Source organism: Nocardia sp. NPDC051030, assembly GCF_040683015.1.
Lineage (GTDB): Bacteria > Actinomycetota > Actinomycetes > Mycobacteriales > Mycobacteriaceae > Nocardia.
Genome location: NZ_JBFBCD010000009.1, coordinates 214753 through 227245, shown reverse-complemented (window position 1 = coordinate 227245; position 12493 = coordinate 214753). Strand labels below are relative to the sequence as shown.

Below are 12493 nucleotides of genomic sequence, written 5' to 3'. Positions count from 1 at the left end.
CGCTATTCCCCCTCCACGCCTTGCAGAATTCCCGTGCGACGACGAGACGTGACCACCCGAACGTCCTCGAAGGTATGCGGAATCGGCGCGGAAGGCTTGTGCAGCACCACTTCCACCGCATTGATCCGCGGATCGAACGCCAGCACCTGGTCGGCGACCTCCGACACCACGGTCTCGATGAGATCGCGCGATTCACCCGACACGATGCCGACCACATGATCGGCCAGCTCGCCGTAGTGGATGGTGTCGGTGATGTCGTCGGACTTGGCGGCCGCGCTGAAATCCGTCCACACGGTCAGGTCGACCACGAACTCCTGGCCGTCCCGCTTCTCGAAATCGAAGACGCCGTGATGGCCGAAGACGCGCAGGCCGCGCAATTCGATGCGGTCGGTGCTCACCGGTTCTTCCTCTCATGAGCGGCCGCCCGCCCGAACCCATCGGCGGCCCGCCGCCAGGCATCGGTCACGGCAATGGCATCGAGCGAGGAGCGCACATCGTGCACCCGCACACCCCACGCGCCATGCTCGGCGGCCAGTGCGGAAATGGTGGCGGTGGCGACCTCGCGGCCATCGGGCGGGCGCGGCGTCTCACCGTCGGCGAGCAGCGCGCCCAGGAAACGCTTGCGGGAGGCCCCGATCAGGATGGGCAGGCCGCTGCCGACGAATTCGTCTATGCCGCCCAGCAATTCCCAGTTGTGCCCGGCGTTCTTGGCGAAGCCGAGGCCGGGATCGAGGATGAGGTTCTCGAAGTCGACGCCGCCCGCGACGGCCAGATCGACCTGGGCGCGCAGCTCGCGCCACACCTCGGCGACCACATCCTCGTAATGGTCGGCCGCGCCGGTGTGCCGGTAGTCGGCCTCGGCCCGCCAGTGCATGAGAATCCACGGCACCCGCGCCGCGGCAACGACTTTCACCATATCGGTGTCGGCGCGACCGCCGGAGACATCGTTCACGACCGAGACGCCCGCCTCGATGGCGGCCTCGGCGACACTGGCGCGCATGGTGTCCACGCTGGTCGGCACGCCCGCGGCGACGAGTTCCCGGATCACCGGAACCACCCGTGCCGCTTCGGTTTCCGGATCGATGCGCACCGCGCCGGGGCGGGTGGATTCACCGCCGACATCGACGATGTCCGCGCCCATCTCGTACAACTCGAGACCGTGCGCCACCGCCAGACCGGGGTCGAGGTAGCGGCCGCCGTCGGAGAAGGAGTCGCTGGTGACGTTCACTACACCCATCACGACGCAGGAGCGGCCGCCGCGAGGAACAACCAAGCCGGGCAAGCGCGGGGAGGCGGAGCGCCGCGTGCCGCTTTCGGTCATGGTCGGTGCGCTCACTTTCGCAGAATGAGGTCCAGGGCCTCGGAGCGCGAGGCGGCATTGGACTGCAGCAGACCGCGCACCGCCGACGTCGTGGTGGACGCGCCGGGCTTGCGAATGCCGCGCATCGCCATGCACAGATGCTCGGCCTCGATCACCACGATCGCCCCGCGCGGATCCAGCTTCTTCATGACCGCGTCGGCGATCTGGCTGGTCAGGCGCTCCTGAACCTGCGGGCGCTTGGCGTACAGGTCCACCAGGCGGGCCAGCTTGGACAGGCCGGTCACCCGGCCGTGCGGGCCCGGGATGTAGCCGACGTGCGCCACCCCGTGGAAGGCCACCAGGTGGTGTTCACAGGTGGAGTACATGGGGATATCGCGGACCAGCACCAGTTCCTGATGCCCCTCGTCGAAGGTGGTGTTGAGCACCTCCGCCGGATCGGTGAAGAGTCCCGCGAACATTTCGCGATAGGCCCGGGCGACCCGGCCCGGGGTATCGGCGAGCCCGGGACGATCCGGATTCTCGCCGACCGCGATCAGCAGTTCACGGACGGCAGCCTCCGCGCGCGCCTGATCGAACGGCCGACCGGTGTCGAGCGCGATCGGGCCGGAGACGACACGGTTGTTGGCCGACAATCGACACCTCCTTGTTGAAAATGCCGATCCCGTGAGGGACGGCGTGTTCGTGACGGCAAGACGGCTCGGGCTGCCCGCCGTGGGGCAAGAACCCTCTGGTCGAGCAGACCCGAGCCGGGCCACGAACCTCTAGAGCGTATCCGGGCCCCGGTCAGCGACGACCGTTCGGTCCGTCCCAACCATTCCGCTCGTCCTCGTCATTCCCGGGGGCATCCGGAGCTTGCGGAGCGTCATAGTCCGGCTGCGGCGCGGGCGGCTGCTGGTAGCGCGAGCCACCGGCCGGAGCCCAGCCGCCATACGCCTGCCGCGGCGGCTGCTGCGGCTCGTCCTCCTGCGGCGGCCAGCCCGGTGCGGACCAACCGGCCGGAGCGCCGTAATCCGGACGCGAACCGTGCGTGCCGCTACCGCCGTGACGCGGGTACGCGGGCTGTTGCACGGGATAACCGGCCGGTGCGGGTTCCGGGTAACCGCCGTACTGCGGTTGCGGCGCACCGTAACCCGGCTCCGGCGCGTACCCGCCATTGGGGACGGCGGCCGGAACAATCGGGCGCACCGGCTCCTCGGGCCACGGCTCACCACGTTCGGTGGCCAGCTCGCGCGGCGTCTTCACCGGCGGGCGGTCCGACGGCGTGCGGCCGCCGAAATCATTGAAAGCCGTGATGCGCGGCCGCTTTTCGACGGTCGGGAGCAGGCCTTCGAGATCCTTGCGGTGCAGCGTCTCGCGTTCCAGCAGTGCGGTGGCAAGGGCGTCGAGTTCGTCGCGGTAGTCATTGAGCACCGCCCACGCCTCGGTGTGCGCGGCCTCGATGAGATTGCGCACCTCCTCGTCGATTTCGCGAGCCACCTCGTGCGAGTAGTCCGGCGCGGTGCCCATGGACCGGCCCAGGAACGGGTCGCCCTGCTCCTGCCCGTAGCGGACCGCGCCCAGGCGGGCGCTCATGCCGTACTCGGTGACCATGGCGCGCGCGATCTTGGTGGCCTGGTCGATATCCGAGGAGGCACCGGTGGTCGGCTCGTGGAACACCAGTTCCTCGGCCGCGCGACCACCCATGGCCATGACCAGGCGGGCGATCATCTCCGAACGCGTCATCAAGCCCTTGTCGTCCTCGGGCACCGTCATGGCATGGCCGCCGGTGCGGCCGCGGGCCAGGATGGTGACCTTGTAGACCGGCTCGATATCCGGCATCGCCCACGCGGCGAGAGTGTGACCGGCCTCGTGGTAGGCCGTGATCTTCTTCTCTTCCTCGCTGATGATGCGGGACTTGCGGCGCGGGCCGCCGATCACGCGATCGACCGATTCCTCCAGGGAGGCGCCGGTGATGACCGTGCCGTGCTCACGCGCGGTGAGCAGGGCGGCCTCATTGATGACGTTCGCCAGATCCGCGCCCGACATGCCGACGGTGCGCTTGGCCAGACCATCGAGGTCCGCGTCCGGAGCGATCGGCTTGCCCGCCGAATGCACCCGCAGGATCGAACGACGGCCCGCCAGATCGGGATTGGAGACCGGGATCTGCCGGTCGAAACGACCGGGGCGCAGCAGCGCCGGATCCAGGATGTCGGGCCGGTTGGTGGCGGCGATGATGATGACGCCGGTGCGCTCACCGAAGCCGTCCATCTCCACCAGCAGCTGGTTCAGCGTCTGCTCACGCTCGTCGTGACCACCGCCGAGGCCGGCGCCGCGCTGGCGGCCGACCGCGTCGATCTCGTCGACGAAGATGATGCAGGGGCTGTTCTGCTTGGCCTGATCGAACAGGTCGCGCACGCGGGACGCACCGACACCGACGAACATCTCCACGAAGTCCGAACCGGAAATCGTGAAGAAAGGCACATTGGCCTCACCCGCGACCGCGCGGGCGAGCAGCGTCTTACCGGTGCCGGGCGGGCCGTAGAGCAGCACGCCCTTCGGGATCTTCGCGCCCAGCGCCTGATAGCGAGCCGGGTTCTGGAGGAAGTCCTTGATCTCGTACAGCTCTTCGACGGCCTCGTCGGCGCCCGCGACGTCCACGAAGGTCGTCTTGGGCATGTCCTTGGTCAGCTGTTTGGCCTTCGATTTGCCGAAGCCCATCATGCCGCCGCGGCCACCGCCCTGCATGCGGGACATCACGAAGATGAACAAGCCCAGCAGAATCACCATGGGCAGCATGAAGAGCAGGATCTGACTCAGCCAGGAGTCCTGTTTGACCGACGTGTCGACCTTCGCGCCGGACGCCTGCGCGGCCTGGAAGACCTGCTGCGAGACCTCACCGCCGCCCGGGTACTTGGCGATGATCTTCTTTTGACCGTCGGTGGCATCATTGCCGTTCTTCAGCGTGATGCGTAGCTGCTGCTCTTTATCGTCGATCTGTACGTTGTCGACGTTGCCTTTGTCTTGAAGCTGAGAGAGCGCCACCGACGTGTCGACGCTCTTCCAGCCGCGCGTGTCGTTGCTGAAGTAGCTGACCAGGTAGATCACGAGCAAAAAGCCCGCGACTATGGCCAGGTTGCGGAACACAGTCTTGCGGTTCATAGAGCGTCGGCCGGCGGCCAGTCCTTTCCGGGGGGTGTATCCGGTTTGCCTGCGATGCCTTGTCTTTACCGTTCGGGTCGTTACCAGTTCGGTGGACGGGGCGCGCCCGTTCCGGCGAACGGATGCGGACATGCCACGTTACCGCGTACGGTCTAGTCGTTACATCGCGCAGTTCGGCAGGTAGTGCAGTTCAACAGGTAAACGGCTGGACAACGCCGGTGGTTCCCCGACCATCTGCGGCAACACGTACGGACGGTCACCTCCTGGTGTCGGACCGGGTGGTCACAATCATGGCATGGTCGTCATATCGTGAGTGACGACACAACAGAGCGCAGGGGGTATGGACATAGTCGAGCTACGGACACCCACAGCGATTGTGCGTCACGGCAACGGGCGTTTGACAGTGCTACGGCCTGGGACGGACGGCGAGCGCGTGCTCGACGTGCCGGTCGCCGAACTCCTCAAGGTGCGGTTGAACCGGCGCGCGGATGACGCCGTCGTCATCGAGATCTATCTCCGCTACCCCACCCCCGTGCTCACCGGCGTACCCGCCGACCGGACCCCGCTGCCGGTGCTCATCGCCGAACACGATGTCCCCGCCGCGACGGTCATCGTCGAGCGGATCAACAATCAGATTCTCGGCACCCAGCGCCTGGATGTGGCCGCCCCGGACCTGACCCCGCCCACCCCGTCCTGGGGTCGCACCGGGCCCGCGCGCGCCGATGTGGACCGTGCCGTGCGGCGGATGTCGCCCAAGCGCGATGCCAAGACCGCCGTCGCCGCCCTGCACCGCTACGTCACCCCCGACGAGTTCGTGCTGGAGAGCGCCCTGGTCACCGCGCAGCCGCCCGCCGCCAAGGGCAGTGGTCTGCTCGCCGTCACCACCACCCGGCTGATCTTCGTCTCGCTGGGCGCGACCAAGCGTTTCGCGCACGAGCTACCCATTGCCGCCCTGCTGTGGGCGCGCACCACCGATGATTCCGCGGCCGCGCCGGGCGAATTCGGCGTCGAGGTCAATGATGGCAATCAGACCTGGTATTTCACCGGCACCGATCGCGCCGATACCGAAAGGGTCTCCGGCGCACTGAATTTCGCGATTCAGCGGGAGGTCGCCGACGGCGCGGCCGGGCCCGCCGATCCGGGTGTGCAGAAACTGTATTCCGAATGGGAATTACTGGTCGAGCGGCATTCGCTCGGCATGGTCGACGACGCGCAATTCCAGCGCTACGGGCGCGGGATTCTGCGGTCCCTGCCGGATTGACGGGGACCACGCGGGGTTATTCACACGCGAGGTTATTCACTCGGCTGGCTCGGCACCCGATGGCTCGGTGAGCGCGGGACCGGCCTCTTCCGGCTGTAATTCGATGCGCCGCCACGGGCTGGTGGGGCGCATCCACAGGCGCAGCAATTCCATCCGGCGGTCCACCCCACCGGATTTGAGTTCGGCCAGGTCTTCACAGGCCTGCCAATAGGTCCAGCCCGCCAGGTACGCATCGCCGAATTGCCGCCAATTGCGGTATTTGCGCTGCGCCAGCGGCAGGGCGCGCATGAGGTAATCCCAGGCGACGTCCGCGTCGAGATATCCCGCCGTGTACGCCATGCGGGCCACCGCCACCACGCGGGCCAGATCCCAGGCCTGGATATCGGTGGGCAGCGGGCGCACCAGATGATCGGTGAGGCCCAGCTTGATGGCCTGCGACCAGATGTCGTAATCCCGAACCAGGGCCTCCGGATTCTCCATGCCGCGGAAGGATCCGACCTGCCGCAGGAAGGCGCGATGGCGGTCCGCGCGCTCGCCGAAGCGATCCCGTTCCGGAGAATTGATGCCCGCCATGACCAGTGGGTGGACCAGTGCGTAGAGGGGTGCGTGCATGCCCTCCAGGAGCTGTTCCATGGAGGCCATGGCCTCGGTGCCGTCGGTGATGCCCCAGGCTCCGGTGAGGGTGTCGATGGCGAGTTCGCGGCGGTCGCCGAGCGGATGCTCGCGTTCGGGTCCGAGCAGCAGGGCGTCATGGAAGGCGTCCCAGCGGGCGGAGTAGAAACCGCCCAGCGCCAGGGCGCGCAGCTCGTCGTCGGAGACTTGCGCACCGGACCAGTGGTCGTCCTCGCGCTGATCGAGCTCCGGGTACGGGAAGGTCGTCAGCGTGGGCACGTCGCGGGCGGGCATACCCCCGATTGTGTCTCATCGATCTTGGGGTGGCCGACTATTCGCCGATCGCGTGTGGCGGCGCTCCTGAGTAAATGTCTGATTCTTGCCCTGTCACACAATGAAATCGGGCACTAGCCTCTGGGGTCATGAGTAGGAATATCACCCTCCTGCGGGGCTTGGAGCCACCGGCCACGGATCAGGAAATCTATGCGGCCGCGCAGGAGTTCGTGCGCACGGTCGCCGGCGTATCGGGCTTGACGACAACCACCAAATCGGCCGTCGACAAGGCGGTGGCGACCATCGCGGCGGCAACCACGCAGCTGCTGGCGGAATTGCCGGATCGCCGGTCGGCCGCGGAATCGGTGCTCGACAAGGACGCGAGCTGAGGTTGCGCCGGATTCAGACGCCGTAGACGGCCACGCAGTCGAGCGCGATCTCGAGTCGCGGCCCGCGCTGGTCGATGGAGTGACCGAGTAGATCCTCTATGCGCTGGATCCGGTAGCGCACCGTGTTCTTGTGCACGCCGAGCATTTTCGCGGCCGCGTCCGGGCTGCGCCGGGCGCGCAGATAGGCGTGCAGGGTGTCGCGCAGTCGCGCGGATTGCGCGTCGGGCGCGGCGAGCGCGCCCAGTTCCCGTTCGACGAGGGCCCGCATGGCCGGCTCGTCGAGTCCGGCCAGATAGGCCACCTCCACCTCCGGATAGTGCACGACACGCGCCCGGCCCGGCCGGGCGCGTTCGGCGACCTGCCGGGCCGCCACCGCTTCCCGATGCCCGCCGACGAATCCGGCGACCTGCGCGGCGGGTATCCCCACCGCCACCCGGACGGGTGTTTCGACGGCCCAGGCGGCCTCGGACGGCTCCGGGAGGGTGTCGTCCACACCGATCCACGCCCACAGCGCCGAGGCTCCTGACGGCATGGTGAGCACGCTGCCATTGCCGAGCGCGGCGGCATAGCGCCCGGCGACGCGTTCGAGCAGCGCCGCGGCATCGCCATTGCCGTCCGGGCCGACCACGGCCGCGTCCTCGTCGGTCCACAGCACCAGGGCCAGATGTCGCTGCGCCAGGCGATAACCGAGCCGGGCGGAGGCCTGCTCGATATCGAGTTCGGCCCCGCCGAGCAGACCGCGCACGATCTCGGCGCGCTGGGTGAGGGCCGCGCGAAGTCCGCGTTCGCGTTCCTCGGTGTAGGTGTCGGTGAGCGTCTCCACCGAGGTGCTGACCCAGCGGGTGGTGCGGTCGAAAAGCCGCAGCAGGACGGACCTTTCGATATCGGGCGGCAGTTGCCGGTCCTCCAGGATGTCGGCCATGTAGTCGATGACCGCCTCCTGTCCGAGGTGGTAGACCCGCAGCAGCAGGCGGACATCGTGCCCGCGGCGGGCGATGGTGCGGGCGAAGGCGTGCGCCTCCTCCGGCACCGCGTATTCGTAGCGGTCCTGGGTGAGCCCGCTGAGCACCTCGAGGGCGTGGGCGCGGCTGCTGGCGGCGAGGTCGCGGCGCATATCCCGATCGCGCAGTTCCGGGATGCGGGCGATGATCGCATTGTCGAGCCGGGTCACCACCTGTTCCAGGGTTTCGGTGTGCAGGGTTTCCGCGACGAAGTCGGCGATCCACTGCCGGATCTCCGCGCTGGGTGCGGTCGTCGCCACGAGCAGGCCTCCAAATTTGTGTTCATGGCACAAAACCGGACGGAAGAATTGACCCGATGTGCCAAGAATGTGCGGTCGAAATTGTGTCACGATCATAGTTCAGTGAGCTGGCACACAGCTTGCCGTTTCCGCAATGCCATGCACCGAAGGCAATGAGGCCGCGCACGTGGGAGAGCACATCGTGACAAATACCGAACCCGCCACGGGCACTGCCCGGAAATCCGGGACGCGCAAATCGCCGGGGACCAAGGCAGCCCCGCAACCCACCGAACTCGAGATCCACAATCCCGCGACGGGTGAACTCGCGGGCACGGTTCCCCTCGAATCCGCCGACGAGGTGGCGGCCAAGGTCCGCGAACTGCGTGCGCATCAGCCGGAGTGGGAGGCCATCGGCCCGGACGGCCGCAAGGAATGGCTGCTGAAACTCCAGGACTGGCTGGTGGACAATACCGATCGGCTCGCCGATGTCCTGCAGTCCGAAACCGGGAAGGCGCGCGTGGACGCGCTCATCGACCCGGCCTTCTCCATCGACCTCACCGGCTACTACGCGCGCCGCGCCGCGAAATTCCTTGCCGACGAACACCCTTCACCGCATAGCCCGCTCGCCCGGGTCAAGGCGCTGACCACGGTGTTCCGTCCGTACCCGGTGGTCGGTGTGATCACGCCGTGGAACTTCCCCCTGGCCATGCCGGTGATCGACGTGATCCCGGCGCTCGCCGCGGGCGCGGCCGTCATCCTGAAACCCTCCGAGGTGACACCGCTTTCGGCCCTGGAACTGGCGCGCGGCTGGCGCGAGATCGGCGCACCGCCGGTATTCGCGGTGGTCACGGGCGCGGGTGCGACGGGTGCGGCGGTGGTGGGCACCGCCGACTACATCCAGTTCACCGGCTCCACCGCCACCGGCCGCAAGATCGCCGCGGCCGCCACCGAGCGGATGATCCCGTTCAGTCTCGAACTGGGCGGCAAGGATCCGGCCATCGTGCTCGCCGACGCCGACCTGGATCGGGCCGCGCACGGCATTGCCTTCGGCGGTCTGTTCAATGCCGGGCAGGTGTGTATCTCGGTCGAGCGGGTGTACGTCGAAGCCCCGGTCTACGACGAATTCCTGGTGAAGCTGACCGCCGCCGTCAAGGAGGTCCGCCAGGGCGTGGACGGCCGGGAACCCAAGTACGACATGGGCGCTCTGGCCAATGAGAACCAGGTGCGGATCGTGGCGCGGCATGTGGACGAGGCCGTCAAGGCGGGTGCGCGGGTGCTCACCGGCGGTGAGCGCACCGGTGTCGGCACGCTCTTCCAGCCGACCGTGATCGCCGACGTCGACCACTCCATGTCGTGTATGACCGAGGAGACGTTCGGCCCGACCCTGCCGGTCATGAAGGTGGCCGATGAGGCGGAAGCTGTTCGGCTGGCCAATGATTCGATCTACGGACTGTCCGCCTCGGTGTGGAGCGGTGACAAGGATCGCGCGGAACGCATTGCGCGCCAGTTGAATGCGGGCGCGGTCAATATCAATGATGTCTTCGCGAACATGTTCAGCTTCGCGCTGCCCATGGGCGGCTGGGGCCTGTCCGGCACCGGTGCGCGGTGGGGCGGCGCGAACGGGGTGCGCAAATACTGCAAGCAGCAGGCCATCACCCGGCCGATCCTGCCCACCCAGACCAAGGAACCGCTGTGGTTCCCGTATTCGCCCGCCAAATTGTCCTTCGCCATGGCCGCCATGCGGGCGGCGGGGACGCGCGGGCTGCGGCGGCTGAATGTGCCGGCCGTCATCAAAACTGTGAGGGGTAAGTAGATGACCGACTTCGGATCGATCACCGGCAAGGTGGTTGTGATCACCGGTGGCGCACGCGGTATCGGCCTGGCCACCGCGACGGCCTTGCAGGCGCTGGGGGCCAAGATCGCCATCGGTGATGTCGACGAGGTGACCGTCAAGGAGTCCGGAGCCACCCGGGGTTTCGAGGTCTACGGCAAGCTGGACGTCACCGATCACCAGTCCTTCGAAGCGTTCCTGGACGATGTGGAGAAGCAGCTCGGCCCGATCGACGTGCTGGTCAACAATGCCGGGATCATGCCCACCGGGCGTGTGGTGGACGAGACCGATCAGATCACCCGCCGCATTCTCGACATCAATGTGTACGGCGTGATCCTGGGCTCCAAGCTCGCGCTGGCGCGCATGCTGCCGCGCGGGCGCGGGCATGTCATCAATATCGCCTCGCTGGCGGGTGAGACCCATATTCCCGGCCTGGCGACCTACAACGCGTCCAAGCACGCGGTGCTCGGCTTCACCGACACCCTGCGCGAGGAGTACCGGGGCACCGGCCTGAGCTTCTCCTCGGTGCTGCCGACGCTCACCAAAACCGAACTGGGATCGGGTGTCACGGCTCCCAAGCTGCTGCGCCCGGCCGAGCCGGAGGAGATCGCCGACGCGGTCGTCAGGCTGATCGTGGCGCCCAAGCCGAAGGTCCGGGTGACCGCCGTGGCGGGCATCATCGCCCAGGTCGTGGGGATCCTGCCGCAGTCCGTCGGCGATGCCATCGGCCGGGCGCTGGGCGCGCAGAACGCCTTCCTGGACGATGTGGATTCCGACGCCCGCAAGGCCTACGAATCGCGCGTGCGCGAATAACCTCGCGCCGCTTGTAGGGTCGGCGGCATGGAAGCAGCGGATCGGGGTGCGGTTTTCGTCGGACTCTCGACGCTCGATCTCTCCTATGCCGTCGACCGGTATCCGGCCGAGGACACCAAGACTCAGGCCGACGAGCTGTTTCTCGGTGCGGGCGGACCGGCCGCGAATGCCGCGGTGACGTACGCGTTCCTGTCGGGCCGGGCGACCGGTCTGGTCACCGCGCTCGGCAAACACCCACTGACCGAACCGATTCGGGGCGATCTCGAGCAGTACGGGGTGACTGCGGTGGATCTGACGCCGGATGGGGATCGGCAGCCGCCGGTGTCCTCGATCATCGTCGCCACCGGCGCGGCCACCCGAACCATCGTGTCGCTGGACGGTTCTCGCATGCGGGTGCCGTTCGAGGGCTCGGCCGACGGGTATCTCGACGACGCGGCGATCGTGCTCGTGGACGCCCACTACTCCGCGCCCGCTCTGCGCCTGGCCGAGGCGGCGCGGGCGGCGGGCATACCGGTACTGCTCGATGCGGGCCGCTGGCGGGATGTGCACGCCGAACTGCTGCCGCTGGTCGATATCGCCATCTGTTCCGCGGCGTTCACTCCGCCTGGCGTGCAAGCGGATTCGATCGATGCGATCTTCGACTTCCTGCATGCGGCGGGTCCGCGCCTGGCGGCGATCACCCGGGGTGCGGACCCGATCGCCTACTCGATGCCCGGCGAACGCGGCGAGGTGTCGATCGGCGGCGGTGCGGCCGTGGACACGCTCGGCGCGGGCGACATCCTGCACGGCGCGTTCTGCCACTTCCATTCTCGGGGTGAGGCGTTCCCGCTCGCCCTGGAACATGCGGCCGAGGTCGCCACACTGTCCTGCCGGTACGTCGGCACCCGGGAGTGGATGCGGCACTACGAATCTCAGCCGAAGGGATCTCAGTCGATCCGGTAGGCGCGACCGGATTTGCGCAGGGTCAGGTCGGCGCGCGGCCGGGTGTTCTCGACCAGGCGGGCATTGAGCAGATCGCTTTCGATCACTTTGGTTTTCGCGGCCTCCAGGGTGCGCCCGCCGCGCATATGTCGTCGGACCAGGCGTTTCTCGATAATGGGCCGGGGCACGTCCAGGTACCAGGTTTCGTCGAGCAGTGCGCGCACGCCGGACCAGTCGGGGTGGGCCGGATCGTCGAGGAGCAGGTAATTGCCTTCGGTGACGACAATGGTCTGGCGGTCGAAAACGGCTCCTCCGCTGACTGGTTCGTGGAGTTCGCGCGAATATGTGGGCCAGGGAACGGGTTCGCCGAGCGGGGCGTCGCGGAGTGTGCGGAGCAGGGCGACATAGCCCGCGGCGTCGAAGGTGTCGGGTTCGCCCTTGTGCGCCAATTGTCCGAGGGCGCGTAATTGCGCATTGGTGAAGTGGAAGCCGTCCATGGGTGCGACTTCGGCTATTCGGTATCCGGCGGCGATATTCAGTTCATCGCGGACGCCGCGGGCGAGGGTGGATTTTCCCGCGCCCGGCGGTCCCGCTATTCCGAGCACGAACCGACCGGACTGTCCGTCCGCACGTCGCCGGATTCGCGCCGCCAGCTCCGCGAGGGAGGTTTCGACACTGCCGCGGGTCACGGCCC

Annotated in this window: 12 protein-coding genes; 5 read left to right on the top strand and 7 right to left on the bottom strand. The window is 67.6% G+C overall.

From position 1 onward, the window contains the following. Positions 1-2 precede the first annotated feature (2 nt). The 4 genes from folB to ftsH all read right to left on the bottom strand — a co-directional run bounded on the left by folB (position 3) and on the right by ftsH (position 4459). On the bottom strand, positions 3-398 hold the full coding sequence (gene folB, locus AB0N05_RS28950; protein WP_364699515.1) for a dihydroneopterin aldolase: 396 nt from the start codon (positions 396-398) through the stop codon (positions 3-5). After that, entirely contained in the window at positions 395-1237 is an 843-nt protein-coding gene (gene folP / locus AB0N05_RS28945; protein ID WP_364700098.1) for a dihydropteroate synthase, read from the bottom strand. Before folP ends, folB begins: the two co-directional genes overlap by 4 nt. Positions 1238-1332: 95 nt before the next feature. Next, the gene (folE, locus tag AB0N05_RS28940; protein WP_364699513.1) at positions 1333-1953 is read right to left on the bottom strand and encodes a GTP cyclohydrolase I FolE; all 621 of its coding nucleotides are present in this window, start codon (positions 1951-1953) and stop codon (positions 1333-1335) included. A gap of 151 nt (positions 1954-2104) precedes the next feature. Then, positions 2105-4459 carry an ATP-dependent zinc metalloprotease FtsH gene (gene ftsH, locus AB0N05_RS28935; RefSeq protein WP_364699511.1) on the bottom strand — a complete coding sequence of 785 codons (2355 nt, stop codon included), beginning with the start codon at positions 4457-4459 and terminating at the stop codon, positions 2105-2107. 433 nt (positions 4460-4892) lie between these two features. Here ftsH and AB0N05_RS28930 point away from each other — a divergent pair, with 433 nt between their 5' ends. Next, positions 4893-5720: a hypothetical protein gene (locus AB0N05_RS28930; protein WP_364699509.1), complete on the top strand. Its 828-nt coding sequence runs from the start codon at positions 4893-4895 to the stop codon at positions 5718-5720. A 36-nt stretch (positions 5721-5756) separates the two neighbouring features. Here the strand turns inward: AB0N05_RS28930 and AB0N05_RS28925 are convergent, their stop codons facing one another. Next, a complete protein-coding gene (locus tag AB0N05_RS28925) occupies positions 5757-6626 on the bottom strand; it encodes a DUF1266 domain-containing protein (RefSeq protein WP_364699506.1) in 870 nt (289 codons plus the stop codon). Between the two features lie 128 nt (positions 6627-6754). On the opposite strand from AB0N05_RS28925, the gene AB0N05_RS28920 reads away from it, so the two are divergent. After that, positions 6755-6994: a DUF2277 domain-containing protein gene (locus tag AB0N05_RS28920; RefSeq protein WP_364699503.1), complete on the top strand. Its 240-nt coding sequence runs from the start codon at positions 6755-6757 to the stop codon at positions 6992-6994. A 13-nt stretch (positions 6995-7007) separates the two neighbouring features. On the opposite strand, the gene AB0N05_RS28915 is transcribed toward AB0N05_RS28920, so the two are convergent. Beyond that, the gene (locus AB0N05_RS28915) at positions 7008-8255 is read right to left on the bottom strand and encodes a helix-turn-helix domain-containing protein (RefSeq protein WP_364699501.1); all 1248 of its coding nucleotides are present in this window, start codon (positions 8253-8255) and stop codon (positions 7008-7010) included. Positions 8256-8436: 181 nt separating this feature from the next. Between AB0N05_RS28915 and AB0N05_RS28910 the strand changes: the two genes are divergently transcribed. Genes AB0N05_RS28910 through AB0N05_RS28900 form a run of 3 tightly spaced genes read left to right on the top strand, consistent with a single transcriptional unit; the run spans position 8437 to position 11820 of the window. Beyond that, the gene (locus tag AB0N05_RS28910) at positions 8437-10047 is read left to right on the top strand and encodes an aldehyde dehydrogenase family protein (protein WP_364699499.1); all 1611 of its coding nucleotides are present in this window, start codon (positions 8437-8439) and stop codon (positions 10045-10047) included. After that, the gene (locus AB0N05_RS28905; protein WP_364699497.1) at positions 10048-10878 is read left to right on the top strand and encodes an SDR family oxidoreductase; all 831 of its coding nucleotides are present in this window, start codon (positions 10048-10050) and stop codon (positions 10876-10878) included. 27 nt (positions 10879-10905) lie between these two features. Next, positions 10906-11820 carry a PfkB family carbohydrate kinase gene (locus AB0N05_RS28900; protein WP_364699495.1) on the top strand — a complete coding sequence of 305 codons (915 nt, stop codon included), beginning with the start codon at positions 10906-10908 and terminating at the stop codon, positions 11818-11820. Here AB0N05_RS28900 and AB0N05_RS28895 read toward each other — a convergent pair. After that, positions 11805-12488 (bottom strand): nucleoside/nucleotide kinase family protein, encoded by a 684-nt coding sequence (locus tag AB0N05_RS28895; protein ID WP_364699493.1) that lies wholly within the window; start codon positions 12486-12488, stop codon positions 11805-11807. The two genes, AB0N05_RS28900 and AB0N05_RS28895, sit on opposite strands and share 16 nt — an antisense overlap. Positions 12489-12493: the final 5 nt, after the last annotated feature.